The organism is Streptomyces sp. 147326, from assembly GCF_045000215.1.
Classification (GTDB): Bacteria; Actinomycetota; Actinomycetes; order Streptomycetales; family Streptomycetaceae; genus Streptomyces.
The window spans coordinates 1036715-1061953 of the sequence record NZ_CP134201.1 but is presented as its reverse complement, the minus strand read 5'-3'; the positions used below and the strand labels follow the sequence as shown (position 1 = coordinate 1061953).

Genomic DNA, 25239 nt, shown 5'->3' with positions numbered 1-25239 from the left:
AACCTCCGATCGGGGACGTTCAGCGCCGGTGCCGGTGCCGGTGCCGGTAAATCGGTGTCGGCCGCCTGCACGGGCCGGAGGGACTCGGACGTGGTTTCGGTCATCCGCCGAGGGCGGGCAGCACCTTCTCGCGGTAGGCGCCGAAGAAGGCCTCTTGACCGGGGCCGATCTGCCCGACGTACACCTCCTCGAAGCCCGCTTCCACGTAGGCGCGCACGGCGGCCACGTGCTCCTCGGCGTCGTTGCCGCAGGGAACGTTCTCCGACACCTGCTCGCGGGTGACGAGTTGGCTCGCCTGCTCGAAGTGGGCCGGCGTCGGGAGGACTTGGGCGAGCTCGCCGGGGAGGTGTTCCGTGGGCCACAGCCTGTGCGCGGTGTCCACGGCTCTGTCGCGGTCCGTGTCCCAGCACACCTTGAGACCGCCGATCACCGCTTTGCCCTCGCCGCCGGCCTCCCGGAAACGTCCGATGGCCTCCTGGTCGGGGCCCATGGTGACGAACCCGTCGCCGATGCGGCCGGCGAGTTCCACGGCCTTGGGGCCGAAACCGGAGACGTGGACGGGCAGTCGGCCGTGCGGCGTGGTGTAGAGGCGGGCGTTGTCGACGGTGTAGTGCGTGCCGCGGTGGCTGATCTGGCGGCCGGTGAAGAGCTTGCGCATCACCTCGACCGCTTCCTCCAGCATGCCGGCACGCTCGTCGAAGGAGGGCCAGCGGTCGCCGAGGACGTGCTCGTTGAGTGCTTCACCGGTACCCACGCCGAGGGCGAAACGTCCCTCCAGCAGTTGGCTCGACGTGGCGGCGGCTTGGGCCGTCACGGCAGGGTGCAGGCGGATGGTGGGGCAGGTGACGAGGGTGGTCACCGGCAGGTCCACGGTCTGGGACAGGGCTCCGATCATCGACCAGACCAGCGGGCTGTTGCCCTGCGCGTCGTTCCAGGGATGGAAGTGGTCGGAGATGGCCAGGCGGGTGAAGCCGGCGTCCGCGGCCCGGCGGGCCTGCTCCAGCAGCTGGCCCGGGGTGAATTCCTCGCAGGACAGGAAGTAGCCGAACGTCGTCATGGATCTCGTACCTCCATGGGGACGGTGGGGACGGTGCGGACGGCCCCCGGTCGGCGCGTGCCCATGGCGCGGCGGGACAAACATCGCCGCGGTCCGGGCGCCGCGGTCCGGGCGCCGCGGTCCGGGCGCAGCGGTCCGACGCAGCGGTCCGGACCTGCGACCTGGGCTCCCTGCGGGCGCAGGACAAGCTCGGAGCCGCTGCGCACACACCGATCACCCACGCCGCCGTTTTCGGAAGCCTCGGTCGTTTACCGGTGACCTGTGGGGCCCAGGGGCACGAGGACGCCACCCTCACCATGAACGGCCTCATCGACGCCGTCCGTTTCACCGGCAGGATCGGGGTCGTCGGGGTGTTCGTACCCGAAGGCCCCGGAGCCCTCGAGGTGCAGGGGGAACTCGCCGCCCATGGCAAGATCCCGATCGACTTCGGCAAGCTCTGGTTCAAAGGACAGACGATCGGCACCGGCCAGGCCCCGGTCAAGCGGTACAACCGGGCGCTGCGCGACCTCATCGTCGCCGGCAGGGCCGAGCCGAGCTTCGTCGTCTCCCACGAACTCGACCTGGACGAGGCCCCCTCGGCGTACGAGCACTTCGACAACCGCGACGACGGCTGGACCAAGGTCGTCCTCCACCCCGACGGCACCCACCGTTCCGGCCGGCGCGGCGGCTCCTCCCACCTCACCCTGCAGGAACTGCGCCACCGGGCCGCGGAACACGGGATCGAAGGCCGGTCCCACATGAACAAGCACCAGCTCGAAAAGGCCCTCGGGTACTGATCACCGCCGGGGCCGACCGCCCGCAGACGCGCGGCAGCGGCCAGCCGTGCGAGGTCATCGCTCCTGGAGGTGGGCCGTGAGGAAGACCACCGCACTCGTCATCATCGACATGCTCAACACCTACGAGCACAAGGACGCCGACGTCCTGCTCCCGTCCGTCTCGCGGGCCCTGCCCGCCGTGGTGGGCCTCCTCGAACAGGCCCGGGAACGGGACGTCCCGGTGGTCTACGCCAACGACAACTTCGGGAAATGGCGCTCCCATCACGGCGAACTCTTGGAGGCGGCCCCCGCGAGCCCGCACGCCGACCTCGTCGAACCGCTGCGGCCCGACGAGTCCGCGTACTTCGTCGTCAAAGCACGCCACTCCATCTTCTACGAGACCCCGCTCGCCTACCTGCTGAACTCCCTCGACGTGACCAGCCTCGTCCTGTGCGGGCAGGTCACGGAACAGTGCGTGTTCTACTCCGCCCTCGACGCGCACATCCGTCACCTCTCGGTCACGGTCGCGCGGGATGCCGTCGCGCACATTCATGAGGACCTGGCCGAGGCGGCCCTGCGCATGATGGAAATCAACATGTCCGCCCGCATCGTGCCCGCGTCCGACGCCTTCCGTTACTGAGGATTTCAGGGTGGGGCCAGTGGGTTGAAACTCAGACCTGTGGCGGTGAGGCAGCCGTCGATCAGGCGGGGCCGGAGCTGGACCCTGCGCAACTCGCGTCGGAGCTTGCGGTCGAGGTCGTCGGGTGTGTCGAAGGCGGTGTCCGCCATCGCTCCGCGTACCAGTGACCAGACCAGACGGCCTCGACGGGAGTTCAGGTCTGGTGCATACGGCGGCCGGCGGCGGTGGTGAGCCGGTCGTGCCCGGCCTCATACCGCTTCAGCCCGGGGGCCAGATGGGTGTTGAGGTGGTCCCAGACCACCACAACCGGACCTCCGAGCTGGATGTGTGCCCTCACCAGCAGGTCGCGGCGATCCTTCCAGGAGAAGCTCCTGCGCGCGCCCTTGAGCAGGCGGTGGGTGCGGGGCCGGTGGACGAGACGGCTCGGCTGACGGCGGCCTCGGGGATCCGCCTGCGGCGTGGCGCCAGCGGTGACGGCCCGGATGGTGGGTGACCTCGTCGAAGCGGGTCTGCGGGTGGGGCCGGGCGCGGACCGGCTCACGCCGGACGTCCACGGTGACCAGGTCGAAGCAATCGCCCGCCGCCGGGATCTCCCGGCCCTGCTCGACCGGCATACCTTCCTCGGTCCGGACCAGGCCGGGCGCCGTCTGGGCGTACGCCGGAGCGACGTGCGCCTGGTGCGCCTGGGTATGCGGCGCCCGGTGCGGACGGGCGAGGTTGACTTCGGGCGGGGCCGTGGCGGGGTGGTCGACGTGCCGGCCCGGTGGGAGCCGACGGAGGACGCCGGGATGCCGCTGCCGTTCGTCGGCCGCGCGGCGGGGGTGGTCCGGGGGAACGGTGGTGGCCTGGCGACGTCAGCGCCCGCCAGTACCGCGTCACCTGGGTGTAGCCAGAGACCGCGAGCGATGAGGTACATCAGCGGAGCGGGCAGAGTAAGTCCACATGCCGTCAGCCCCGCACCTGCGGGGTTCTCCCGCGACCTGAGTCAGCTGGTCATCCTCGTCTCCCATGGCGTGGACTTCTACGAATTCGGCATCGGCCCGGGGCCCCCTCACAAGGACATCGTGCCGAGCTCGCGGGCTATGCGGACGAACGACCGGACCATCGGGCTGTCGTTGTCCGACCGCCAGACCAGTCCCCACCGCAGGAGGGGCATGTCACGAACGGACACGTACGTGACGTCGGGGCGGACGTAGAAGCGGGTGACCTGATTGCCCAGGATGTGGATGACCTCCCCGTCGGCCACGAGAGTGTACAGCTGGTCCAGCGTCGTGACCAGGAACTTCCGTTCGATGGCACGACCACTGGCCGCGGAGAACGGGACGAAGGCGTCCTCGAAGTACTCGGGCTGGAGTCCGTCCGGCCCCGCGACGCCGTGGTCCGCGAACGCTTCCAGGGTCACCGACGAGCGCCCGGCCAGCCGGTGGTCGGAGGCCACGAGTGCGACCCTGGGCTCCACGAAGAGCACCGGCCCCACGGTCAGATCGGGCTCTTCCACCGGAAGCCATGACAGCAGCAGGTCGATCTCTCCGTTGCGCAGCGGCGCGAACGGGTCGATGTAGCCGTTGTGGTTCAGTCGCAGTCCCCACTGTGGATGCTGCGAACGGAAGGCGTCCCAGAAGGGCCGCAGTTCGTGGCCGTTGGTGACCATGAGGCCGATCCGCAGGATGTCCGTCTTGCCCCGGGCGGTGAGCCGCGCCCGGTCCACGCTCGCCTTCAGGCTGTGGAACACCGGCCGCAGATCCCCGAGCAACTGCTCACCCACCGGCGTCAGCCGTACCCGGCGGCTGGTCCGCTCGAAGAGTTTCGCCCCGATCGACCGTTCCTGCTTCTTGATCGCCTGACTGATCCGTGCCGACGAAACGTGCAGCCGTTCGGCTGTCCTTCCGAAGTGCAGCTCCTCCGACAAGGTCAGGAAGATCTCGATGTCGCGCAGCTCCACGCGCCCCCACGCCCGCTCTCGTTCGTTAACCCCCGGCTTAACCGGCGTTGCATGATCAGCCGTCGATCATCATCTTGTCCAACCCGGATGCTCGGTGGATCAACGTCGTCACGACCAAGGTGTCGCTGACCGTGGAGGACGTAGGCGCTTCCAGCCGGTTCTTCACCACCCAACTGGGCTTTCGCGCCATCTGGGCTTTCGTGAAGTCGAGTCGGCGGAGGGCTACGTCTGCCTCCGCCGGGACGAAGCCTCCGCCGAGACCGCACTTGTCCGAACTCGACCCCGAACAATCGTGCGCGCGGGCCGGTGTCTGTACCGCGCCGGGTGCGCCCGCGGCGGCGACGCGGGCGCCGAGTCGTCAGGCGGGCTGGACGGTGATCGTGCAGAGGCGCTTGGTGGCCCGGGTCAGGGCTACGTACAAGTCCCTTTCCCCGCCGGGGCGGCCCGTGATGATTTCCTCGGGGTTCATGACGACGACCCCGTCGAATTCCAGGCCGCGTGCTTCGGACGCCGGCACGATGCGTGCGTGGTGAGCGATGCCTTGGGCCGTCAGCTCGCTCACCCTGGTGTCCGCGCAGAGCACTCCCAGAAGCTCGCCCGGGTGCGCGGTGCTCTGGGCGCGGAGTTCCTGAACGACGGCGGTGACCAACCCGTCCGGAGGTGTGGACACGGTGCGAGGGCTCTCACCGCTTCGCAGTGACCGTGTGGGCTTCTGGTCCGGAGCGATCCGCGTGAGCAGGTCCCGGACGCTCTCCAGGATCTCCTGCGTGGTGCGGTAGCTGACGGTCAGGTTGTGCAGTTTGAACCGCGGTCCGACGTGGGGGCTCAGTGCTTCCTTCCAGTCGCGTGCTGTCGTGACCGGGCCTGCCTGGGCGAAGTCACCCACCAGCGTCATCGCCCTTGCCGGGCTGCGGCGGACGATCATCCGCCATTGCATGGCGGTCAGTTCCTGCGCCTCGTCGACGACGACGTGCCCGTACGTCCGCTCGGGGGGGCCGTCGACCAGGCTCGCCGCCTCGTCCAGCAACGGCACATCGGCATCGGTCCACGGGTCGTCCGGGCCGCGCAGCAGAAGGGACCGCTCCTGCGCGGTCAGGCGGGGCAGGCGCTCGGCGAGAGCGCCGGCGTTCGTCAGGAGCGCCTTCACGAGGTCACCGGGTACCAGCCGCGGCCACAACACCTCGACCGCTCGGTCGACGCCGGCGTCTTCGAGGAGATCGGCTCGGATGGCGTCCAGGTCCAGCTCGTGGGCCGGCCCTGCATCGGGCGCACCTTCGACACGGCGCTGGGCGGCTCCCGTGAACCGGTCGAGGTTGAGGCCCGTCATCCTTTCGGTATCGGCGTCGATCTGCTCCAGGAGGTCGCCCATGTCCCGTTGCATCGCGTCGGTGACGGCGTCGACCAAGATTTCTTTGAACACCTGGCGCGCGGGGTTGTGCCCCAGTACGGCTGCCACGGCGGCGTCGCGTGCCGCGGCGACTTCCTCGCCGGACAGGTGAACCAGTTCCCGTCCGACCCGCACGGTGAAGTCACCGGCGGGGGCTTGGTGGACGCGCAGCAGGCCGGCCAAGGCGTCGGCGAGGTCGGAGCTGCCCTTGAGCCGCGCCGTATCGAAGGGGTCCATCGTGTCCGTGGACACTCCGGCCAGTTCCCGGCAGGTCGCCAGAACGACATCGTTCTCTCCGAGCGAGGGAAGGACCTGGGAGATGTAGTCGAGGAACCGGGCGTTCGGGCCCACCACCAGGACGCCCTCCTCCGCGGCGCGCGGGAACGCGTACAGGACATAGGCCGCCCGGTGCAGGGCGACCACCGTTTTGCCGGTGCCGGGCCCGCCCTGCACCACGGTCACCCCGCGGTGGGCGGAGCGGACGATCTCGTCCTGCTCGGCCTGCAGCGTCGCGACGGCCGCGTGCATCCTGCCCGTACGCCGTGCCGACAGAGCCTCGGTCAACGGGCCGTCCCCCACGACGTCCTCGTCGGTCGGGGCGGTCCCGTCCAGCAGTTCGTCGCTCACCGAGATGACCGTGCGCTCCTCGAGGCGCAGGTGCCGGCGCCGCCGCAGGTCCATCGGGTGGACCGGTGTCGCCTCGTAGAAGGGCCGCGCCGCGTTCGCGCGCCAGTCGACGAGCAGAGGCAGGTCATTCTCCTCCGTATGCAGTCCGATCCGCCCGATGCGCAGGGCCGTGCCATCCGTCCAGTCGATGCGCCCGAAGACCAGCCCCTTTTCGGCGCCCTCCAGCCGGCCGATTTCCTTGGCCAGACGCTCGGCGGCGATTTCTCTCTCGTATGCCTCACCCACGCCCCCCGCGGGGGCCTTCAGCACGCTCTCTCGGTGTACTCGCGCCTCGGAAAGCCGCTCGGTGAGCAACTCATATAACGAGGACACATAATCCCGCTCCGATTCAACCGCACGCACAGCGGGATCATTCATTTTCGACAACAGGGGGCTCCTTCGATTCGAGCCACACCATACGGTCAAAGTTCCCTAAAGGTAAGCCTTGACTTACTTGGTAAGTCATGGCCCTGCGAGTGAATCCATGACGGCTGACCGTATGGCGCATCATGCATTCCGCCGTTCCCTGTATCGCTAATTGTGCTCCCGGTGCCCGCCTGCCTTATGGCGAGCCCGCCCTTGGATGCCTGCGATGTATTGCCGCGCTCGGGAAAAAAAGGGGGGAAGATCCGGCGAGGCGACCGGCGCCATCGAGCTCACTGCCAGGGGACATCTGGTCGCTTCGTCTGGCGACCCGACCGAGGAGACGAACCGGTCCACCACTGCCCGACCCGTGCCGACGGCTCCATCTCAGGGCCGCAGCACCACGTCGCCGTCGGTCGCGGCCGACCCAGAGAACGGATCGGTGAACTATCACCCCGTTCGCCGCCGCGACGCCCGGCGGCGGCGCCGATCCCATCAGATTTCCGATGACGGCTGATGACAGGGTTTGCTGACAGCTAGGGTCGAATGCGACCACCACGACGGGGAGCGGCATGGTCAACCTGGCAACCTGGTCTACAAGCGGGTGTCGACCGACCAGCAGTCGACCGACCGCCAGAACCTGATGCTGGACGAGGCCGGGATCGAGGCCCCGGTTGTCTTCGAGGAGCAGGCAGGGACCTCCAGCCGCCTTCACCCGCTGGAGCGGCCGAGGTTCGGCGAGCTGCTCGCGTACGCGCGGCCGGGCGACGCTGTGTACATACCGTGATGTTCCGCCTGGTGCGCGGCACCGGACACATCCTCGACGTGTCGATGTCCTGCACGGCGACCGCCTCGCCCTGCGCATCCACGATGGCGCGTTCTCCGCGATGGACCTCACCCCCCGCCACCAGCGTGCCGGCGAGCTGCTGTCCACCGTGAAATTCATGGTGCAGACCCTCCGCCGCCGGCGAACTCCAGCGCGACCTCCATCGCGAACTGACCTACGACGGGCTGTGGGCCGCCGAGGCGAAGGGCAACAAGGGCGGGCGCCGCCCCGCCGTCCCAGCCACGAAGGCCCGACGACGCGCGCACCGCGTACCTGGAAGGCCGCTCCATCGCCGCCCTCGCCCGCGACCATGACGTCAGCCGCGGCGCCATCCGTACCGCCGTCGCGGACCTCCTGCCCGAGTACACGTCCGTCGATCCGGGCGCCCCGGCCCCGGAACTGGCGGTCGCCCCTCGACATGCCGGGCAAGGTCGCCGACTTCCTCCGCACCGCCGAACTGGAGCCCGCCGAGCGCGCCACACTCGACCAGGGCATCACCGTACGACGCGGCCAGGGCTACACCCTGCGGTCCTCGACGGCACCGCGGCGCTTCCGGCCCAGCGCAAGGCCCGCCGCGAGTTGAACTGACCGACCACCACACCCGCCAAGATCAAGAACTGGCGGCTCTTGGGCTTACCTCGGCGCTACCCCACGCGAGCCCGCCCGCGTCGTAGAACGCCTTCACCCCGTCCGGGAAGTCTTGCTGCCCGTACGGACCACCGACCCGTGCCTGCGGCTCAGGGACCAGCAGGGCGTCGGCGACCTCGGCTGGAGACTTCCCGAACCGCAACGGCCCCACGCCGGCTCCGGACCACAGCATCCAGCGCTCCCGCGCCACATCCGCGCTCATCAATCCACCCCTGCCTCTGACCGGCCCATGGTCGTATTCGTGGTGCCCTGGGCGCATGCACCAGGGCAAGGGTCAAAATGCCGACTCAGCCGCTCAAGTGCCAACTGGAGTGCTCGGTCACACGAGGGGTGCGGCGGGGTCGTCCGGGGCGCTCTCGGGCGTAGGTGTGGCTCGGTGATCGTCATGCGTCGCTGGTCGCTGCCTTCGGCTCCTCGCCGCGCTGCTCGCGGCCTCCGGATGCGTCGCCCTCTACCCCGCCCCCTCCCTCGGAACCCGTGGCACCGCTCGGACAGGGGGGCCTGTCACGCGCCTGTGACAGTCGGCGGACAGTGTCGTGAAGTCCGGAGGTCAGTCTTTTAACAGAAGGACAAATCAGACATTTCACCACTGGGATCGTCCTTCGAAACTTCCCCCCATCCCCCCCTTTTACTGGAGTAATTCTCATGGCTCGCACTTCTCGGAAGCAGCGTTTCTCGATGTTCGCCGTCTCGGCCGCGATTGTCGGGGGAGGCGTGCTGCTGCCCACCAGTGCATTGGCTGCGCCGGCCAAGCCGCAGGTCAGCGAGGCGGTCACGCTGGTCGCCGACCATGCGAAGAGCGGTCATGGGAGCAAGGGCAAGAAGGACAACCGGGGCAACAAGGGCAAGAAGCACGGCAAGAAGAACCAGGGCAAGAAGCACGGCAAGATCAAGGACGTCAAGAACATGCCGGGCTGCAAGTTCTACAAGGGCACGGTGTACTGCGAGCACAAGCCCGAAAAGCCCGCCCCCACCACGGAAACCCCGAAGACAGAGACCCCGACCACGGAGACCCCGAAGACAGAGACCCCGACCACGGAGACCCCGAAGACGGAGACCCCGAAGACGGAAACCCCGGCTACGGAGACCCCGGCTACGGAGACCCCGGCCACGGAGACCCCGGCCACGGAGACGCCCGCGACGGAGACCCCGGCCACGGAGACCGGCGAGGCCCCCGTGGAAGCCAGCGCGGCTGCTTCCGGCTGACTCTGAGACCCGGGTGACGTAGCTCCCCGTGCCGGCAGCGCTTCACACGGTGAAGCCGACATGCAGCTGATCAGCCCCTGGGACCCGTCGGGCCCCAGGGGCTTCGGCCTGCCCTGCCGGAGGCGCATCGTCTGAGCTCCGGCGCGCTCCGGTTCGCGCCGATGCCGTTGGCCGTTCTAGGGAGTGGCGGGGTGCGCCTCCAGCTCCGATTTCAGGTTGCGCAGGGTGGTCCGGATGTTCTTGCGCTGGAACTCGGCGAAGGTGTGCCCACTCGTCGCGATCCTGTCGAACGTGTTGGCCACCAGGTCGGGCCAGCTGCGCCGGTCGTCGGTCCACGTCTCCGTCACCTCGGTGCCCTCCGGCACAGCGGCGAAACGGTACTCCCAGGTGGCGATCGGGCCGCGCAGCCACGGGCGGCGCAGGCCTATCGCGTGGACCTTGAACCGGAAGACTTCGTCCGGGTCGGCGGCCGTCACCGTGCAGCGGGTCGTCCAGCGGAACGGACCGCGCTTGTTGTGACCGTCGAAGACCATCCCGACCCGAGTCGCGGTGCCGGGCCCCTCGGTCGGGGTCGCGCCCAGGTTCTCCGGGCTCCAGCGGCCCATGAGAGCGGGGTCGGAAACGTGCTGGTAGACCGTCGACGGGCCGGCCGCGACGGTGATGGTGTCGCAAACGCTGAACGTGCGGGGCATGTGGCTCCCTCCTCGGAGCACGACGTTAGCGGCCGCCGCATCGCCCGGAGCCCGGGCCCCCGCCGCGGGGTCCCTCGCTGGTGCCGCGCCGGCACCCGTCAGGCCGTTCCGGCATCCGGCCGCGGATGGGTTCGGTCCCCAGCCGGTCCGCGGTCACGGCCGCGGCGAAGCAGGTGGGCGGCGGGCCGCGGGCAGCAGGAGCACGCGGGCACCGGTTCCTCGCGATGCAGCAGCCGTGCGCTGCAGCGGCTTTCCCTGCCCGGTCACAGCAGGCGGAGCTCGCCCTCGATGACTTCACCGCGCCGGTAACGCTGAGGAGGTCGCGACGAGTGCGGCTGCCCGATCCTCGTCTGTGCGCCGAGCCAACCCGGCAGCGCCCCGACCACCGGGTAGTGCTGTGAAGTGTCGGCGACCTGCCTCGATGGCGCGTGCTCGGAGTCCGGTCGACTCGACTGCGGCGGGCAAGCCCGAAACGTGGGACGACGGGGCCGCCGGCGTCTCGCCGGGCCCCGACAAGGCGTGACTGCCTATTCGGACCCGTCCTTTCGGGCCTTCTCCCGCGCCTTCTCCGCATGGGCCCGCTCCACGCGGTCCGGGTCGGCGGGCGGGCCCCCGCCCGGGCCGGTCCTGGACGCAGCTCCCGGCGGGCGGCCGTGTTCGTCCACCGTGGCTCCCTGATCGGGGAGCAGCGACGGGCGGGGGTTCGGGTCCTTCTCGCCCATGATCCACCGCCTTCCTCCGTTTTCGATGCGCAGTGCCGCCGCCGCCCTCGGCGGCCCGGCAGTGCGCATCCCCTCGGGCGCGTGTCAGTCGGTCGGCTCCTGGGGCTTGGCGTTGCCCGGCCCGGCAGCGGGCCTCTCGCCCTCCTCGCCGGTGCCCTTCTCATGGCCGCCGCGCTGGGGCCCTCCGGCCGCGGCATCCGGGAGGTCGGGGGCGGACGGGCCGACGGGCGGAAGGTCAGGGGTGACAGCGTCGCGCTTCTCCGGCACACGATCCGGAAGCTCAGGCCCCGTCGGGGCACTGCGGGCACTGGGCATGACAGGTCTCCTTGCACGCGGGCGGCTCGGGACGGCATGGAACGACAGCGGGGGCTGCCTGCCGTTCTTCCCTTTCGCCTGCCCCGCCCTCGGCATCTCATTCGTCCCTCGGGCGCATGCCGCCACCGTGCGGACCACAGGCCGGCCGAGATCGCTCAAACCGATGCTCACGGTTGTTGGCCGGTGCGTGCGGCTTCCCGGCCCGTGGGGCCACTACCTCGGTGGAAGGGCGTGGGGGTGGGATGTGATCGCCGGAGCACGCGATACGGACAAGGTCCGCAACCTCGTGGCAGATGCCGCCGAGCGGGGCCTGGTCCTGCGCACCGCTCGGGCTCGCCGCGGCCTGAACCCCTGCAGGGACGCGGCTGGCCAGTCCCGGAGTCCCGGCGTCCCGGAGCACGGAGCGCTGTGCCGGTGATGGAGCGGCACCCCTGGAGGCGAGTTGGGCAGGTGGTCATGGCCGCGGCGGCCGCGGCGGACGGTGACTTCCGAAACTCATCGACATTGATCTTGCGGTGGGTCCCGGTGGGCCGGGGCGCGGCGGTTGCCGGTTGAGTGCGGCTGGACGACGAGGGTGTTCCGGGCTGCTGCCGTCGGGGTCCGTTGCCCGGGGGCGGCGGTATGAGCGCCGGCGCCGAGGGTTTGCCGGACGGCCCCGCATTTCCGGCCGGGGAGGGGGCCGGGATGCGGGGTGTCCGGGTGCCGTACGGATCCGGGCGGCAGCCCGTCGTGCGGGCGGGCCTGCCGCATGACGCCGGGGAAGGGCATCATGCGGCGGGGCCCGCTCCGGAAGCACCCCACCCCCAGGCGGCAGCTTCCGGTATCACGCGTCTAGCCCGGCTGGTCGTCCCCAAACACCTTTCCGTCCAGGGGTTCTGAGAAGACGTCAGGGGCGTCAAAGCTGCTGCGACGGGTGACTCGCGACCTGAGCCGCTCCAGTGCTGTTCGGCGCGCTGGGGTGAGTCCCGGATGCCGTGCTGGCGGGTCCGCTGCACTCTGGGTGCATGGCGGACCAGACGGAGATCGTGATCCACCCCGTGTCGGCGCAGGGCGGGCGGAAGGTCACGGTGCACGCGCTCGGCGTGGACGCGGACCTGGGCCGGGCGTTCACACTGGGGGACGTGGCGGAGTTCTTGCGCCGGGCCGGGCTGGAGGATGTGGAGCTGTCCGAGGACGGGCCGATCCGGTGGGAGGGGGGCGGCCCTGAGGTGTGGAGCGACGACATCTGACGACGACGGGCGCCGCGGGGTCCGGGGTCAGGGGTCAGGGGATGCGGAGGTCGTTGAGGAGCCGCTCGTGCAGGGCCTTCAGTGCCTTCTCGTTCGTTTTGGGGCCGAGGGCCAGGGCCTGGACGAGGTGTGTGTCGTCGGCTATGAGGCGAATGAAGCCGGCGAGAGGCTCACCGTCTGTCTCGGAGGTCAGTCGCGCGTCGAGGGCAGGACGGCCGTCGAATGTCACTTTGTGCACGTTACTGCTGGTCAGAGGTTCGGCGGTGTTCTGCATGTACGACTCGAGAACGCGCTGGAGACTGTCCTCGAGGGGTACTGGTCGCCCGGCATGTCGTGGACGGCGCTTCGACGCGAACCTCTACTCGGTGCCGGCCCGCAAGGTCTGCTCTCGCCAGCTGGTCGAAGTCAGGGCCACGAAGTCCCAGGTCATGCTGCATGCCACCGCTGCCGATCGCAGTGGCGAGACCCTGCTGGCCACCCATCCGCGGGCGGTCGGCCGAGGCGCCCGCATCGTGGATGAGAGGCACTGGGACGGCCTGCCCACGGGAGCCGGCCGCCGCGTCACGACCGGTGACGGGGCCCTTCCCCGGCCCCGCCGCCACGATGCTCCGGGCTCGCAGGCCGGGCCGTTGGCGGTCCTCCTGAACCGGGCCGCAGTCACCCATCCTCGACCGACTCCTCCACCACTGCGACGACATCTCCATCAACGGCCCCAGCTACCGCCTCAAGAACCGGCTTGCCGCCATCGAACGCGACACAGACGCAGCCTGAGAATTCACGGTTCCTCCGGCGGCTCCGCCGTATGAGCTAGTGCCACATCAAGCAACGTTTGCCTTGTCGACGACGGCGGGTAGGCGCCGGTCGTCGGCGTGGCGGTTTCGCCAGATGATGTAGCGGCGGATCATGCTGCCCTGTTCTTTGTGGTCGGCGTGGTCCGTGTCGTCTAGGGTGAAGTAGCGCAGGGCCGTGAACTGGGCCTCGATGCGGTTGAGCCAGGAGCTGTTGGTCGGGGTGTAGGCCATTTCGACGTTGTTCGCTACCGCCCATGTGCCGACCCGCTGACATCTCTTCGTGGTCAGGTGCGGGGAGAAGTTGTCACTGACGATCGCGATCCGCATCGTCGAAGGGTAGAGCGTGCGCAGGTAGCGGCAGAACTCCAGGAACTGTGTCCGCTTCTCGATCGGCTTGATGTGGCCGTAGAGCTTGTCCTTGGCCAGGTCCAGGGCGGCGAACAGGTGCCGCACTCCGCCGTAGCGGTTGTAGGTCGCCCGGCGCCGTCGGCGGGGCTCACGGTCGGGATCCTTGTGCTGGCCTCCGCGTTCGGCCCACTGCCGGCCCGGGTGCGGCATCAGATTGAGGGGTCCGAACTCGTGCATGCAGAAGATGACTTCGGGTTCTCCGTCCTCGGGTATGACCTCGCCGTCGGCGATCGCGTAGAGGTGCTCGACGCGGGCCTTCTTGGCCGCGTAGTCCGGATCGCGGGAGGTCTTCCAGGTCTTCAGGCGTTGAAAGGAGACGCCTTCCTCGCGGAGCAGGATGCGCAGGCCCTCGTGGCTGATGTCGTTGACCACCCCTCCGCGACCAGGAAGTCCGCCAGTTTCGTCAGACTCCAGGTCGAGAACGGCAGGTCGTGCTCGGTCGGCTTGGACTTGGCGATCTTCTTGACCTCGCGCCGCTCGGGCAGCGTGAACGTCTTCGGCCGGCCGCCCTTGTACTTCGGATACAACGAGGCGAAGCCGTCCGCGTTGAAGTTGTGGATCACATCCCGGACCCGGTCATCGCTGGTGAACGACACTTCGGCGATCTTCCCCACCGCCATGCCCTGCGCGGACAGCAGCACCATCTGGGCCCGCCGCCAGGTCACCACTGACCTGGTGCCCCGACGGATGATCCGCAGCAGCCGCCGACCCTCGTCATCATCAATCTCACGAACCCGCACCCGCTCCGCCATAGGACAACACTCTGGCGGCACCGTGCGCACAACAAAAGGACCTTCGCGGCGGATTACCCGGCGCGGCGCCGCCGAAGCTCCTCCAGCCACCCCCGCACCTGCTCGTCATCGTGAAGGTACGGCTCCTCGGGGCCCGGCCGCAGATCGATCCCGTGAAGGAGCTCCAACGCCCACCAGGACAGTTCGTCCCATTCAAGGTTGTCGTCGAGGACCCAGCGCGCGGCCCACCGGTCTGCCCTGTCCCGGCTCACTCGCCCTTCGACCACAGCAGCGAAGCACGACTCAAGCTCGTCCAGGTCCGGCTGATCACCACCACTCATGGACTCACCGTATCCAGTACGGGGCGAACGTTGCTTGATGCGGCACTAGCGGCCGTTGCGGCGCTGCCGACGAGTGCTGGCGTCGTAGAAGCGGACCACGCCAACTCCTGACATGCCCCTGAGCGCGGCCATCTCCTTCGTCCCGTGCACGAGTCGGCATGCCCCGGTGTCCTGGTCGACGATGATGGGCCAGTTTCCCCCGACCCGGATCTGGCGCCCCTGTTCGTCCTCCGCCGTGGGATACCAGGTGAAGCCATAGACGCCCCTGCTGGTTTGAAGGCCCACTCATCCCAGCGGTCGGTCAGGGTTCTGCCGAACTCTTCTGCACGTCTCCGTGCTTCGCTCTCCTCCAAGAGATCCCCCTTCACCACGCTCAGATCTTGAGAGAGCAGACGTTACGGGACTGAACCCGGCCACAGAACGGGAGCTACCTCGGTGCACATATCTCTGTACTTGGCGGTGCACACAGAGAAGTACGCCGACACCATGCCTTGGAGACGGTCGAGCGCATCGTTCAGGGGTGCGTGACGGCGACGATGCGACCATCCGCACTCTGCCGGCCGAAGCTGTCCGTGGTCGCGGGGGACACCGCTGCTCCTGCTGGATCGGCGTGAGCGGCTGTGCCGGCCGCGGTGAGACGCACCCGCCTTGCCCTCCTCGCACCAGGCGTCGGTGATCACGTCGGCCGACACCAGTGCGCTGAGGAAGGTGCGCCCCGCCAGGGTGAGGAAGTTCTGGCAAGTGACAGCCTCGACACTGAATAGAGTCGCCGGTACCGGCCAGGAGCGTGGGGAACGTTTCGGACGAACTGGATGGAGGAATGACGATGAACTGGCGCCACGAGGCCGCCTGTCGGTGGGAAGATCCCGATCTCTTCTTCCCTGTGGGCTCCAACGGCCCGGCCCTCACTCAGATCGAGGAAGCCAAAGCGGTGTGCCGCCGTTGCCCGGTCATGGAGAACTGCCTTCAGTGGGCCCTCGAAGGAGGCCAGGACATCGGTGTATGCGGCGGCATGAGCGAGGACGAACGACGGGCGGTCAAGCGGCGGGCGGCCCGGGCCCGCGCACGATCGGCAGGCTGAGCCCGGCAGACAACCGCGGTGCGCTGGGAGAAGGCACGGTGCAGGGAACTCAGGCCCGCCAGGCGGATACGGCATCGGTGCAGAGCTCGCGGGTCAGGCCGTCGTCGCCGATACCGAGCTCGGCTAGCACCGGTGCTCATCTTCCAGCGCCGCCGCGGGCTCCTTCTCCTCGGCGATCGTCTCCAGCTCCGGGAACGTCCCGTCACCTCGGGCACGGGCGCGAGGGCGCCGATCATCCGCCGACCGCGGGCCTTGAAGCCGCAGTGTCTGCACCGCTTCGACCTGGACCGGGTCACGTAGCGGGCAGCCGCAGCCGCAGCCGCAGCCGCAGTGCGACGGGCGCGAGCCGAGCGGCCTCGGTGCCGCCATCGGTGCGCTGGTCACCGAGCGGGGTACGGGAGCTCCCGGCCGCCGGAGCCCCGCGCGCACACTGCCGCAACCGGCGGTCACGGTTTGCCGTCCGTGTCTTCGTCCGGGGAGCAGAGATCCTCAGTCGCTTCGCGAGCGGGGAACCACTCCTTCTGCTCTTCCTCGACGTGGTGGCGGACGTTCACCATCAGAAGGGTCCTGCGGATCGGGGGCAGGACGGGCGGCCGTGAACGTCGTACGTTTCCGGCTGCCACCGGACGCTGCATCCCAGGCCTAGCGGAAACCCCAGCCGAGGCGGAGTACGGCGAGGTCGTCGGTGTGTCTTCCGGCGTTGAGCGCTCTGGTCTGGCGGATGAGGCTGTCCAGGTGTGCTGCGGGGTCCGCGGACGGTGTGGTGTTGATCAGGGGCAGGAGTCCCTCGATGCCCAGCCGGCCGTCGGCGTCACCGTTGTGCCCTTCCGTGAGGCCGTCGGTGTAGAGCGTGAGCGCTCCGGTGTCCGGGAGGGGGATGACCGTGGCGGGCCAGTCGCGGTGGCCGGGGACTATGCCGAGTGCGATGCCGTGCTCGGCGGGCACCTCCAGGGTCCCCTCCGAGGTGGTGAGCAGGGGTTCGTGGTGGCCCGCCAGGTAGAGGGTGGCAGTGGAGGTCTTCTGGTCGAGGGTGAGGAGCGTGCAGGTGGCGAACAGGGGCTGGGTGCCGCGCTCCGCCACCAGCAGGCGCTCCATGAGGTGCAGCAGTTCGGTGCCGTGGTGTCCGGCCAGGACGAGCGAGCGCCAGGCGATACGCAGGCAGACGCCGAGGGCGGCGGCGTCGGGACCGTGTCCGCTGACGTCACCGACGACGGCGTGCAGCACTCCTTCCTCACCCTCGACGACGTCGAGGAAGTCGCCTCCGAGCAGGGCCTGCTCGGCGCCGGGCAGATAGCGGGTGGTCACCGTGACGGTGGAGGTGTCGAGGAGGGGCTTGGGCAGCAGTCCGCGTTCCAGACGGGCGTTCTCCTCCGCACGCTGCCGGGCCGACTGGGCGTCGGCCGTCGCGCGTTCGGTGTGGCTCCGGTAGACGGCGTAGCGGACCGTGCGGCGCAGCAGGTCGGCTTCGACCTTGCCCTTGACGAGGTAGTCCTGGGCCCCGGCGGCCATCGCCTCGGAGCCCGCCTGCTTCTCGGACAGGCCGGTCAGGACGATCACCGCGGTGTGCGGGGCCATGCCGCGGACGGTGGTGACCGCATCGGTGCCCGACACGTCGGGCAGGTGCAGGTCGAGGAGGATGCAGTCGACGGCGCGGGCCGCGAGTTCTGAGCGGGCTTCGGCCAGCGAGGTGCTCGTGGTGAGTTCGAAGCGCAGCTCGGTGTCGTGGAGGAGCTCCTCGACGAGCAGGGCGTCGGCGGCGTCGTCCTCTATGAGGAGGATGCGGTAGACCGGCTCGTTCGCGGCGATCTCGCCGACGTGGGGGAGAGTTGCGGTCACGGCGCCGGCTCCGCGCTGGCCCGGGTCGCTTCCGCGATGGTCGACGGGGACAGGGCCGGGGGAGGTTCGGGGGCAAGGGTGAAGCTGATGCGCGTCCCGTCCCGGTACTCCGGGTCGACGGCGATGGTGCCGCCGTGGAACTCGACGATCTTCTTGCACATCGCCAGGCCGATTCCGCTTCCTGGATAGACGTCCTTGGTATGGAGCCGCTGGAAGATCACGAATACCTTGTCGGCGTACTCGGGAGCGATGCCGATGCCGTTGTCGGTCACCGTGAACCGCCACAGCTCCCCTTCCCGGGCAACAGTGACACGGATCTCCGGTGCCCGGTCCGGACTGCGGAACTTGACCGCGTTGCCGATCAGGTTCTGCCAGAGCATGCCCATCTGTGTGGGATCGGCGACCAGGGACGGCAGCGGATCGTGCGTGATCGACGCGCCCGCCTCCTCGATGCCGACGCTCAGTGCGGACAAGGTCCGTTCCATGACCGCGTCGAGGTCGACCTTTTCGGGAGCGTGGTGGACACGGCCCACGCGGGAGAAGTCGAGAAGGTCGTTGATGAGGGTCTGCATACGGTTGGCACCGTCGACCGCGATGCCGATGTACTGGTCGGCCTTGGCGTCGAGCTGCCCTCCGTAGCGCCGCTGGAGAAGCTGCGTGAAGCTGGAGACCTTGCGCAGTGGCTCCTGCAGGTCGTGGGAGGCCACGTACGCGAACTGCTCCAGCTCGGCGTTGGACCGCTGCAGGTCGGCGGTCTTCGCGTCCAGGCGGATGCGGGCCTCCTCGCTGAAGGCCAGCTCGCGTACCAGCCGGCGGCGCATGAAGTCGATCTCGCCGCTCAGTCGCCGCAGGTCCGCCGGACCGGCCGAGGAGATGGGATGGCCGAAGTCACCGCCGGCGACGGTGCGGGCGTCCGCCCCCAGCTGCTCCAGCGGCCGGTTGATGCCGCGGCGCAGTCCTTCGAATACCAGGCCGGCCAGGAGGGCCATCACGGCTGCGATCGCCGCGAACAGCCAGTTCCGCAGCCTCATGGTGGCGGCGAGGTCGGCTCGTGTCCGGGCCCGCTCTGCGCGCAACCGTTCCTGCTGGTCGGCCATGGCCTGGCGCAGGATGTCGAACGACGCCTTGGCCTCGGCGGCGCGTTCGATGGCCAGCGGCGAGGGCGCCCCGGGTGGTGAGGCGGCGACGGGACGGGCGATCCTCTCCTGCCACGTGGAGAGCGCGTTCTGGACGGTCTTCAGGTCGTCGAGTGCGCGGGTGTCGCCGTCCAGGAGTTGGGCGAGCTGCGCGGCGTGCGCGTTCTGATCCGTGAGCCCCCGCTGGTAGGGCTCCAGGAACTCGGGGGTTCCGGTGAGGCCGTAGCCGCGGATACCGGTTTCCTGGTTGAGGAGGGCCGATTCCAGGCGGAACGCGGTGGACAGCGCGGGGGACCGTACGTCCACGAGCTCGTCGCTGATCGTCGCCGTACGCCCCAGCACCCATGCCCCGGTCAGACCGAGCACGGCCAGCACCGTCAGCGATACGGCGACCCCGACGCGGAGCCACCGCCGGGTCGTCCACGCGGAAAGCCTCGGCGCACGTGGCGGGCGCGTCATGCCGGTCATCCTCTGAATCCCCTTCCGAGACAGCCACCTTGAACAGAGGGCGCAGCGCACACTGTAGAGGGCATCGGACAACAATTGTTGTCGGTAGTCGGGTCGGGGGCCTAAGGTGCGGGGTATGCCAGGCAAGAACTTCCACCTGCGGACCACCCCGACGGAGACAGCCGCCGTCGCCGACGCCGCTATCGCCGACCTCGCCCGGCGCCTGGCCCTCCAGCTGCAGAAGGACCTCTCCGACCCGACGGCGGACGACCGCGCGCAGGCCCTGGCACGCTTGCACGTACTGGACCACCTTCAAGAGGCTGCTGAACGGCTGCAACGCGCGGCGGCCGCCGATGCCGCGCGTGCCGGAGCCGGATACCCCCAGATCGGCCGCGCATGCGGCATGACCCGACAGGGCGCCCGCCGCCGCTGGCCGGGGCTCTTCAATCACACCGACGAAGCACCCACGGAGCAAATGACGATGAACGCCCCCGCCCGCCCGTTCGATGTCCTGCTCGTGGAAGACGACATCGCCGACGCCATGCTCATCGAGGAGGCACTCGCCGAGCGCGGGACCCGCAATCTCGTCCAGGCCACCGACGGCGTCGCCGCACTGGAGCACCTGCGCAACCCCGACAGTCCGCGTCCCGACCTCATCGTGCTCGACCTGAACATGCCCCGCATGAACGGCCGAGACCTGCTCCGCATCCTGAAGAGCGACGCCGACCTCCAGACCATCCCCGTCGTCGTCCTCACGACGTCCTCCGCCCCCGACGACGTCGCCAGCGCCTACACCAGCCACGCCAACGCCTACGTGACGAAGCCCGTCAACCTGGAGGAGTTCGAGCAGGCCGTGCAGAGCATCGACTCCTTCTACCTGGACACCGCCACCCGCCCGCCCCGCACCTGACATCCCAGGGGGGCGCCGACGGCTTCCACCTCACACCCGGCTCGGGACGATCTGGCGACAGCGGCGCGAAGCCCCGTGTCCGGCGAAACCTGCGGCGGGGACCGCCCGTTGCTGACGGTGGCCGGGTGAGGTGGCGCCGAGCAAGTGGCCGGGGTTCGACGGTGATCGGCAGGGTAGGCGATGGCCACCTGATCGATCTGCTGGCGAAAGGCGACCACATGTTGATGGCTCACCCGGCTGTGCTCCCCGGACTCGTCGACCGCTACTGGGCGTTGTCCGTACTCGACGCTGCGGAAGGCGACTCGCCCGTGCGCATGGAGCTCGAGGCCGTCGAGCAAACCCTGTGCGTGGCCACCGGTACGACGGACGTGCACGCCGCGCTGATCGCCGCCCGCCACCACCTGCCTGGTACGGGCGCCCTCGACGACTCCGTGCTCGCCTCCGGCTGATCGGTTCAGCCGTTGGCCGGGACTCCCGGACGGCGGGAGGCGCCTCGGAAGGTGTGGCTGCTTCGGCCCGGGGATGTGTTGGTCATCCCCCCCGTGCCGTCGAGCCGGGAGTTCTTGCGGTACGCGTACGACCTGACGGGAGTAACCGCGGAAACGGCGGCGGTCGTCGCGGCCGAGGGTGTGGCCCGCGAGCTCCTGCGGAATCGGCCAACGCGCCATCCGGCATGGTCGGTGTCGAAGGGCTGACGCGGACTCCCATGGACTTCGACGAGGCGCTTGCCCGGCTGCGCGCACATCCCGCCTCGCGTTCCATCCGGAGCGCGGCGAGGGCGTGGTCCTCTACGCGGACGCGCCGCCCGACGGCCGTTCCTGGCGGTACGCGGTCATTGCCAGGAGCGCTGGGGACGTGGAGGAGCGGGAGGCCGCCTTGGGTGAGGTTCTCGACTCGGAGGGCGGCTGACCCCGATCGGCTGCGGGCGGGGCTGCGGCCGCGAACATGCGGGCTGGTTGAGCAAGGGACGCCTCGAGAGGGGCCGAGCCCCTCTCGAGGCCCATCGGGCCCAGGGGCTTCGGCCTGCCCTGCCGCCGGGACGGCGAGTCCTTACCGGAGCAGTAGACGCAGCGCGCCGATCGCGGACTCGGCCGGGGTCCACTCGACAAACTGCGGAACGGTCGCGGCCTCCCACGACGCCGGCGAGGTATCGCCTCCGTGACACGGGCCGGACGGCGAAACGCCCGGGGCCGGCCGGAGCCTGATCCACCGCTCCGGCTCGGCTGCCGCCCCGCCCCGGAGCGGTACGGCACCCCGAGGCGCCCGCCTCACCGTCCCGGCCGCACCGGTCGCAGGCGCGAGACGGTGTGCTCCCGGCCGGTCGTGCCCTTGCGAATGGTCTCCGCCCGGTCCATCACCCCCCACCCCGCGTCACCCTCCGCGTTGACCTCCTCGCGTGCGTCCCGCACGCCGTAGTGCCCGTACAGCTGCTGCTCCTCCGACACGGAGAGCACGCTCCCGCAGTCCAGCGCCGCGCAGGGTGCCTGCTCGATCACCGCCACCGGATACGGGACCACCAGGCGCCCGTCCTTCAGCTCCGCCTGGCGCAACGGGACGAACACCCCGCCCAGCCCCGAAGCCCGGTCGGTGATCCGTGCCCATTCGGGCCTGCCGGTGGTGTCGTCCACCAGGACGTACTCCACTTGGCCCAAGCGCTGCCCCTGGTCCGTGTGTGCCGCACACCCGGCCAAAGCCGCGAACTGGTCCTGAGTGATCACTGATGCTCCTTACCTCACTGCCGAGCCTGCTGTCGCCCGTCGGCTACCCGCGTAAGCCGACGGGAACCACCCGCGCCACCGGTTTCGGCCGGGGCCTACGGGCCGCTTCCGGTCCCGTCTCCCACGTGCCCGGGCCGGCCGGGAGCAGGTGGTCGCGGGCTTGACGAGGGTGGTTCCGTGGGGTGCTGCGGGTGGGGATGCAGGCCGGGGCCGAGGGGTGGGCCGGCCAGGGGAGTGGGGGAGAGGTCGGTGGGTTCTTCGCCCGCCTCCAGGAGGGTGTCGGCGGCGCCGACGATGAGGGGGTCGGGGCGGCCCACCGCCGCTTCGTCCTTGCGGTCGTAATCAATGCGCGACAAGAGGCTGCGGATCGCCTCCAGCCGGCCTCGCCGCTTGTCGTTGCTCTTGACCACCGTCCATGGGGCGTGCTCGGTGTCGGTCGCGCGGAGCATCGCGATCTTCGCGGTGGTGTACGCGTCCCACAGGTCCAAGGAGGCCACGTCCGTGGGTGACAGCTTCCACTGCCGCACCGGATCGACCTGGCGGATCGCGAAGCGGGTACGCTGCTCGGCGCGGGAGACCGAGAACCAGAACTTCACCAGCAGGATCCCGTCTTCCACGAGCATGGCCTCGAAGGCCGGACACTGCCGCAGGAAGAGCTCGTACTGGCCCTGGGTGCAAAACCCCATGACCTTCTCGACGCCGGCGCGGTTGTACCAGGAACGGTCGAGGAAGACGATCTCACCGGCTGCCGGCAGATGAGCGACGTACCGCTGGAAGTACCACTGTCCCTCCTCCCGCTCGGTCGGCTTGTCCAGAGCGACGATCCGTGCCCCACGGGGGTTGAGCCGCTCGGTGAAGCGCTGGATCGTGCCGCCCTTGCCCGCGGCGTCCCTGCCCTCGCAGATCACCACCAGCCGGGCCCGGGTGTCCTTCACCCAGCGCTGCAGCTTCAGGAGCTCGATCTGCAGAATGCGCTTGGTCCGTTCGTACTCCGCCCGCCTGATCTTGCGGTCGTACGGGTAGTTCTCCTGCCACGTGCGGATCGCAGCGCCGGACGAGTCCAGCAGCACGGGCTGCTCCGGACGCCGGTCATCCACGCTCAGCCCCGTCAGTAGATCCTCGGCCCCGGACCGCTGGAACTCGTGGTCTGTCATGCCAGGCCCCTACCCACGCGATACGCCCTGATGTCCGCTCCCCCAGAACACTCCGCGCCCCCCAGAACACTCCGTGCCCTTGGGCAGTCCGGATCGTGTATGCCCGAAGGGCACCCGTGAGGGCATTCGCGGGTGCATGCTCGGAGGCATGGCAGACACCACCGTGCAGGTCGACTCGGCAATCCGGGAGCGGTTCGCCGCTGTGGCTGCCGCCCACGGCAAGCGCGTGCGCGCCTGTCCGGCGGAGCCGTCCACGGTGGAGGCGTTCGACCGTGGATTCGGCGGAGTGCCGTCGTCCGCGAGCGTGCACGGGGCGGCCTGATCTTGGAGCTGAGCATCGACATCCGCTGGCTCCTGGACCGTCAGGAGGAGCTCCTCGGCAAAGACTTGGGAGTCCTGGACTACTCGGGCCTGGTGGCCGCGGTCGCGCGGCACCGCGTGAACACCCCGGCGCTGGCGGCCGACGAGCCCGACGCGTACTGGAGGGCAGCGGCGCTCCTGGAGCAGATCGTGCTGCTGCGCCCGCTGCCGGCCAGGAACGAGTACTTCGGCTACGGCGTGGCGGTGGCCTACATCAGGGCCTCCGGCAAGGACGTGGACACCGCCTTCGAACCCTGGCGCGACCTGATCACCGACATCCGCGCACTGCGCCTGACCGTCTACGACGTGGCCGACCGGCTGCGCTCGATGCGTCCGGGATCCTGACCAAGGCCGTAGACCCGAGGACGGGCGAGCCTTCTGGCTGTACGCGGCCGTCGGCGGGGGCCGCGCGCGCCACCGGCCGGGCCGTAGCGGATGTTGTCCCGCGCCGGGGGAGTGCTGCGGTGCGCTGGAACCGGAGGGTTTCCGCGGTGCGGTCTTCGGTCACAGCACTGGGTGCCGGTATCCGTCACCCCTCCGCCCGCACCGCAGCGGCGGCGTCCCATGGAGGCGGCGTCAGCGACTCCGTCCACGCGGCCAGGCCGTCGCCGTCGACGCAGACGATGTTGCAGGCTGTGGCGTACTCCGTAGCCGGAGCGGTGAAGTCGCTGGTGGTCACGACGATGGCCACATCGGCCTCGTGGACGGCGAAACAGGTACCGCCGAAGCGCTGGAGATCCTGGGAACCGACCCGGTTGCCCTCGCCGTAGTGCTTGCACTGGATGACCACGCGCAGTCCGTCCGCCGTCGTGGCGATCACATCGGCTCCCAAGTCCCCTGCTCCGCCCACCACTTCCACCTGTGGGCAGCCATCCCGAGCGCACAGCGCGGCGACCGTGTGCTCGAAGCCGTCGGCGTCCACCGCCGCGTGGTCCAGGGCGCCGGAGTCAACCTCGGGCAGGCGGGGGGCCTCCGGCCCGGCGGCCGACGGAGCGCAGGGTGCCGGCGCGCCCGGCCCGAACGGGTCGGGCGGACCCGGCCGGCGCGCGGTGGAGCGGCGCGAACCTGGAACGATGCTCCACCGCGCCAGCGCCACTCCGGCGGCCAGGAGCAGCACGGTGACGATCGGCAGCACCGGTACGCCGCCGCCCGTCTCCACGGCCGCCTTGACGAAGACGGCTGCCCCGCCCAGACAGATCCCCACCAGCCCCACCGCCAACACGACGTCGCGCCCTGTCGACGCCACGCCGACGCCCCCATCGCGCCGACGCCCTCCCGATGCCGTCATACGGGCCCCTCCTTCACTGGTCACGAGCTTCGCCCCCTCCGTGCGGTCCCTCTCGCCACCCCGACACGCCGGAGCACTGCCGGGGATGGCTGACCCGGTGCATCCCTCCTCGTCTGATCAAGATCACCGGATCCAAACGGCCCCGCCCCCGGCCACTGGCCGCGTCGAGGCCGGGCACGTGGGGGCAGAGCGATCGGTGCGCGCGGGCCGATGGAGAAGTGCCGGTCAAAGACGCGCTGCTACGCGGACCAGGTCGGTGCCGGCGGACTCGGGCGTGATCACGGTGGTGCGGCCGAGCGCGATGAGCTGGAAGAGCTGTCTCTGGCAGCCTGCTGGGTATGCCGCCCGGCCGCGGCTAACGCGCCGAGGGTCGCGCGCCCCTCGGACAGCGGCACAGCCCCGGTCCCGGTGAGCCTCGAGCGGCTCGCGTCGAGGTCTTTGAGTTCGGAGAGCATCCACAGGACGACGTGGTGCTCCTCGATGCCTTCGAGGACGTGGTCCTTGGTGTCGGGGGCGGCCTCGCGGTTCACCGGAGGGGATGCCTCGTGGAGACGACCGTCCCTACGCCGAACGCTGATGCCGATCCGGCC

Annotated in this window: 28 protein-coding genes and 4 pseudogenes; 15 read left to right on the top strand and 17 right to left on the bottom strand. The window is 69.7% G+C overall.

The annotated features are described in order from the left end of the window. Positions 1 to 100: 100 nt before the first annotated feature. Positions 101 to 1057 (bottom strand): TIGR03557 family F420-dependent LLM class oxidoreductase, encoded by a 957-nt coding sequence (locus tag RIU97_RS04880; protein ID WP_404953526.1) that lies wholly within the window; start codon positions 1055 to 1057, stop codon positions 101 to 103. Between the two features lie 269 nt (positions 1058 to 1326). On the opposite strand from RIU97_RS04880, the pseudogene RIU97_RS04875 reads away from it, so the two are divergent. Then, positions 1327 to 1833 (top strand): annotated as a pseudogene (locus RIU97_RS04875) (aldehyde dehydrogenase); the annotation flags it as partial. A gap of 76 nt (positions 1834 to 1909) precedes the next feature. Then, positions 1910 to 2452 (top strand): isochorismatase family cysteine hydrolase, encoded by a 543-nt coding sequence (locus RIU97_RS04870; protein ID WP_404953525.1) that lies wholly within the window; start codon positions 1910 to 1912, stop codon positions 2450 to 2452. 5 nt (positions 2453 to 2457) lie between these two features. Here RIU97_RS04870 and RIU97_RS04865 read toward each other — a convergent pair whose 3' ends face one another. The 4 genes from RIU97_RS04865 to RIU97_RS04850 form a co-directional block, all read right to left on the bottom strand. Further along, positions 2458 to 2601: a hypothetical protein gene (locus RIU97_RS04865; protein WP_404953524.1), complete on the bottom strand. Its 144-nt coding sequence runs from the start codon at positions 2599 to 2601 to the stop codon at positions 2458 to 2460. 44 nt (positions 2602 to 2645) lie between these two features. Then, positions 2646 to 2993: a hypothetical protein gene (locus tag RIU97_RS04860; protein WP_404953523.1), complete on the bottom strand. Its 348-nt coding sequence runs from the start codon at positions 2991 to 2993 to the stop codon at positions 2646 to 2648. A gap of 510 nt (positions 2994 to 3503) precedes the next feature. Next, positions 3504 to 4394 (bottom strand): LysR family transcriptional regulator, encoded by an 891-nt coding sequence (locus tag RIU97_RS04855; protein WP_404953522.1) that lies wholly within the window; start codon positions 4392 to 4394, stop codon positions 3504 to 3506. 358 nt (positions 4395 to 4752) lie between these two features. Next, the gene (locus RIU97_RS04850) at positions 4753 to 6825 is read right to left on the bottom strand and encodes a HelD family protein (RefSeq protein WP_404962755.1); all 2073 of its coding nucleotides are present in this window, start codon (positions 6823 to 6825) and stop codon (positions 4753 to 4755) included. 511 nt (positions 6826 to 7336) lie between these two features. Between RIU97_RS04850 and RIU97_RS04845 the strand changes: the two genes are divergently transcribed. From RIU97_RS04845 to RIU97_RS04835, 3 genes are all read left to right on the top strand, one after another. Beyond that, a complete protein-coding gene (locus RIU97_RS04845) occupies positions 7337 to 7597 on the top strand; it encodes a recombinase family protein (RefSeq protein ID WP_404953521.1) in 261 nt (86 codons plus the stop codon). A gap of 457 nt (positions 7598 to 8054) precedes the next feature. Beyond that, on the top strand, positions 8055 to 8219 hold the full coding sequence (locus tag RIU97_RS04840; RefSeq protein ID WP_404953520.1) for a hypothetical protein: 165 nt from the start codon (positions 8055 to 8057) through the stop codon (positions 8217 to 8219). 710 nt (positions 8220 to 8929) lie between these two features. Continuing rightward, complete coding sequence (locus RIU97_RS04835; RefSeq protein WP_404953519.1) at positions 8930 to 9490, top strand: hypothetical protein; 561 nt, start codon at positions 8930 to 8932, stop codon at positions 9488 to 9490. Between the two features lie 176 nt (positions 9491 to 9666). On the opposite strand, the gene RIU97_RS04830 is transcribed toward RIU97_RS04835, so the two are convergent. From RIU97_RS04830 to RIU97_RS04820, 3 genes are all read right to left on the bottom strand, one after another. Next, positions 9667 to 10182: an SRPBCC family protein gene (locus tag RIU97_RS04830; protein ID WP_404953518.1), complete on the bottom strand. Its 516-nt coding sequence runs from the start codon at positions 10180 to 10182 to the stop codon at positions 9667 to 9669. Between the two features lie 527 nt (positions 10183 to 10709). Then, entirely contained in the window at positions 10710 to 10904 is a 195-nt protein-coding gene (locus tag RIU97_RS04825) for a hypothetical protein (RefSeq protein ID WP_404953517.1), read from the bottom strand. Between the two features lie 84 nt (positions 10905 to 10988). Then, positions 10989 to 11219 carry a hypothetical protein gene (locus tag RIU97_RS04820; RefSeq protein WP_404953516.1) on the bottom strand — a complete coding sequence of 77 codons (231 nt, stop codon included), beginning with the start codon at positions 11217 to 11219 and terminating at the stop codon, positions 10989 to 10991. A 1004-nt stretch (positions 11220 to 12223) separates the two neighbouring features. On the opposite strand from RIU97_RS04820, the gene RIU97_RS04815 reads away from it, so the two are divergent. After that, on the top strand, positions 12224 to 12448 hold the full coding sequence (locus RIU97_RS04815; RefSeq protein ID WP_404953515.1) for a hypothetical protein: 225 nt from the start codon (positions 12224 to 12226) through the stop codon (positions 12446 to 12448). Between the two features lie 34 nt (positions 12449 to 12482). Here the strand turns inward: RIU97_RS04815 and RIU97_RS04810 are convergent, their stop codons facing one another. Then, entirely contained in the window at positions 12483 to 12677 is a 195-nt protein-coding gene (locus RIU97_RS04810) for a hypothetical protein (protein ID WP_404953514.1), read from the bottom strand. 115 nt (positions 12678 to 12792) lie between these two features. Here RIU97_RS04810 and RIU97_RS04805 point away from each other — a divergent pair. After that, a pseudogene (locus tag RIU97_RS04805) lies at positions 12793 to 13137 on the top strand (Mu transposase domain-containing protein); the annotation flags it as partial. Next, a pseudogene (locus tag RIU97_RS04800) lies at positions 13112 to 13219 on the top strand (ATP-binding protein); the annotation flags it as partial. The pseudogenes RIU97_RS04805 and RIU97_RS04800, both read left to right, overlap by 26 nt. A gap of 47 nt (positions 13220 to 13266) precedes the next feature. Here the strand turns inward: RIU97_RS04800 and RIU97_RS04795 are convergent. Together RIU97_RS04795 and RIU97_RS04790 are read right to left on the bottom strand one after the other, a co-directional pair. Beyond that, positions 13267 to 14399, bottom strand: a pseudogene (locus RIU97_RS04795) (IS630 family transposase). 53 nt (positions 14400 to 14452) lie between these two features. After that, complete coding sequence (locus RIU97_RS04790) at positions 14453 to 14719, bottom strand: hypothetical protein (protein WP_404953513.1); 267 nt, start codon at positions 14717 to 14719, stop codon at positions 14453 to 14455. Between the two features lie 826 nt (positions 14720 to 15545). Here RIU97_RS04790 and RIU97_RS04785 point away from each other — a divergent pair. Next, positions 15546 to 15800, top strand: coding sequence for a WhiB family transcriptional regulator (locus tag RIU97_RS04785; RefSeq protein WP_404962754.1), 255 nt, complete (start codon positions 15546 to 15548; stop codon positions 15798 to 15800). A gap of 642 nt (positions 15801 to 16442) precedes the next feature. On the opposite strand, the gene RIU97_RS04780 is transcribed toward RIU97_RS04785, so the two are convergent. Next, positions 16443 to 17636, bottom strand: a complete 1194-nt coding sequence (locus RIU97_RS04780; RefSeq protein ID WP_404953512.1) for a PP2C family protein-serine/threonine phosphatase — start codon at positions 17634 to 17636, stop codon at positions 16443 to 16445. Beyond that, positions 17633 to 19231, bottom strand: a complete 1599-nt coding sequence (locus RIU97_RS04775) for an ATP-binding protein (RefSeq protein ID WP_404953511.1) — start codon at positions 19229 to 19231, stop codon at positions 17633 to 17635. Before RIU97_RS04775 ends, RIU97_RS04780 begins: the two co-directional genes overlap by 4 nt. A 124-nt stretch (positions 19232 to 19355) precedes the next feature. Between RIU97_RS04775 and RIU97_RS04770 the strand changes: the two genes are divergently transcribed. From RIU97_RS04770 to RIU97_RS04755, 4 genes are all read left to right on the top strand, one after another. After that, positions 19356 to 20129 carry a response regulator gene (locus tag RIU97_RS04770; protein WP_404953510.1) on the top strand — a complete coding sequence of 258 codons (774 nt, stop codon included), beginning with the start codon at positions 19356 to 19358 and terminating at the stop codon, positions 20127 to 20129. A 218-nt stretch (positions 20130 to 20347) separates the two neighbouring features. Further along, positions 20348 to 20578, top strand: a complete 231-nt coding sequence (locus RIU97_RS04765) for a DUF5133 domain-containing protein (protein WP_404953509.1) — start codon at positions 20348 to 20350, stop codon at positions 20576 to 20578. Between the two features lie 51 nt (positions 20579 to 20629). After that, a complete protein-coding gene (locus tag RIU97_RS04760) occupies positions 20630 to 20824 on the top strand; it encodes a hypothetical protein (protein WP_404953508.1) in 195 nt (64 codons plus the stop codon). After that, on the top strand, positions 20757 to 21038 hold the full coding sequence (locus tag RIU97_RS04755; protein WP_404953507.1) for a peptide ligase PGM1-related protein: 282 nt from the start codon (positions 20757 to 20759) through the stop codon (positions 21036 to 21038). The genes RIU97_RS04760 and RIU97_RS04755 overlap by 68 nt, the downstream gene beginning before the upstream one ends. Positions 21039 to 21397: 359 nt before the next feature. On the opposite strand, the gene RIU97_RS04750 is transcribed toward RIU97_RS04755, so the two are convergent. Together RIU97_RS04750 and ppk2 are read right to left on the bottom strand one after the other, a co-directional pair. Then, on the bottom strand, positions 21398 to 21847 hold the full coding sequence (locus tag RIU97_RS04750) for a PRC-barrel domain-containing protein (protein ID WP_404953506.1): 450 nt from the start codon (positions 21845 to 21847) through the stop codon (positions 21398 to 21400). A gap of 95 nt (positions 21848 to 21942) precedes the next feature. Beyond that, positions 21943 to 23001, bottom strand: a complete 1059-nt coding sequence (gene ppk2 / locus RIU97_RS04745; protein WP_404953505.1) for a polyphosphate kinase 2 — start codon at positions 22999 to 23001, stop codon at positions 21943 to 21945. 148 nt (positions 23002 to 23149) lie between these two features. On the opposite strand from ppk2, the gene RIU97_RS04740 reads away from it, so the two are divergent. Both RIU97_RS04740 and RIU97_RS04735 read left to right on the top strand, forming a co-directional pair. Then, on the top strand, positions 23150 to 23323 hold the full coding sequence (locus tag RIU97_RS04740; RefSeq protein WP_404953504.1) for a hypothetical protein: 174 nt from the start codon (positions 23150 to 23152) through the stop codon (positions 23321 to 23323). Between the two features lie 2 nt (positions 23324 to 23325). Beyond that, positions 23326 to 23706 carry a toxin Doc gene (locus RIU97_RS04735; RefSeq protein ID WP_404953503.1) on the top strand — a complete coding sequence of 127 codons (381 nt, stop codon included), beginning with the start codon at positions 23326 to 23328 and terminating at the stop codon, positions 23704 to 23706. A 184-nt stretch (positions 23707 to 23890) separates the two neighbouring features. On the opposite strand, the gene RIU97_RS04730 is transcribed toward RIU97_RS04735, so the two are convergent. Together RIU97_RS04730 and RIU97_RS04725 are read right to left on the bottom strand one after the other, a co-directional pair. Further along, complete coding sequence (locus RIU97_RS04730; protein ID WP_404953502.1) at positions 23891 to 24607, bottom strand: restriction endonuclease; 717 nt, start codon at positions 24605 to 24607, stop codon at positions 23891 to 23893. 320 nt (positions 24608 to 24927) lie between these two features. Beyond that, on the bottom strand, positions 24928 to 25179 hold the full coding sequence (locus RIU97_RS04725; protein ID WP_404953501.1) for a hypothetical protein: 252 nt from the start codon (positions 25177 to 25179) through the stop codon (positions 24928 to 24930). Between the last annotated feature and the right edge of the window lie 60 nt (positions 25180 to 25239).

Bases quoted from the DNA above. Each gene is read 5' to 3' on its own strand.
- RIU97_RS04830 (WP_404953518.1), bottom strand. From the start codon at position 10,182: ATGCCCCGCACGTTCAGCGTTTGCGACACCATCACCGTCGCGGCCGGC.
- RIU97_RS04835 (WP_404953519.1), top strand. From the start codon at position 8,930: ATGGCTCGCACTTCTCGGAAGCAGCGTTTCTCGATGTTCGCCGTCTCG.
- ppk2 (WP_404953505.1), bottom strand. From the start codon at position 23,001: ATGACAGACCACGAGTTCCAGCGGTCCGGGGCCGAGGATCTACTGACG.
- RIU97_RS04785 (WP_404962754.1), top strand. From the start codon at position 15,546: ATGAACTGGCGCCACGAGGCCGCCTGTCGGTGGGAAGATCCCGATCTC.
- RIU97_RS04880 (WP_404953526.1), bottom strand. From the start codon at position 1,057: ATGACGACGTTCGGCTACTTCCTGTCCTGCGAGGAATTCACCCCGGGC.
- RIU97_RS04825 (WP_404953517.1), bottom strand. From the start codon at position 10,904: ATGGGCGAGAAGGACCCGAACCCCCGCCCGTCGCTGCTCCCCGATCAG.
- RIU97_RS04740 (WP_404953504.1), top strand. From the start codon at position 23,150: ATGGCAGACACCACCGTGCAGGTCGACTCGGCAATCCGGGAGCGGTTC.
- RIU97_RS04775 (WP_404953511.1), bottom strand. From the start codon at position 19,231: ATGACGCGCCCGCCACGTGCGCCGAGGCTTTCCGCGTGGACGACCCGG.
- RIU97_RS04770 (WP_404953510.1), top strand. From the start codon at position 19,356: ATGCCAGGCAAGAACTTCCACCTGCGGACCACCCCGACGGAGACAGCC.
- RIU97_RS04820 (WP_404953516.1), bottom strand. From the start codon at position 11,219: ATGCCCAGTGCCCGCAGTGCCCCGACGGGGCCTGAGCTTCCGGATCGT.
- RIU97_RS04790 (WP_404953513.1), bottom strand. From the start codon at position 14,719: ATGAGTGGTGGTGATCAGCCGGACCTGGACGAGCTTGAGTCGTGCTTC.
- RIU97_RS04840 (WP_404953520.1), top strand. From the start codon at position 8,055: ATGCCGGGCAAGGTCGCCGACTTCCTCCGCACCGCCGAACTGGAGCCC.
- RIU97_RS04850 (WP_404962755.1), bottom strand. From the start codon at position 6,825: ATGAATGATCCCGCTGTGCGTGCGGTTGAATCGGAGCGGGATTATGTG.
- RIU97_RS04865 (WP_404953524.1), bottom strand. From the start codon at position 2,601: ATGGCGGACACCGCCTTCGACACACCCGACGACCTCGACCGCAAGCTC.
- RIU97_RS04765 (WP_404953509.1), top strand. From the start codon at position 20,348: ATGTTGATGGCTCACCCGGCTGTGCTCCCCGGACTCGTCGACCGCTAC.
- RIU97_RS04815 (WP_404953515.1), top strand. From the start codon at position 12,224: ATGGCGGACCAGACGGAGATCGTGATCCACCCCGTGTCGGCGCAGGGC.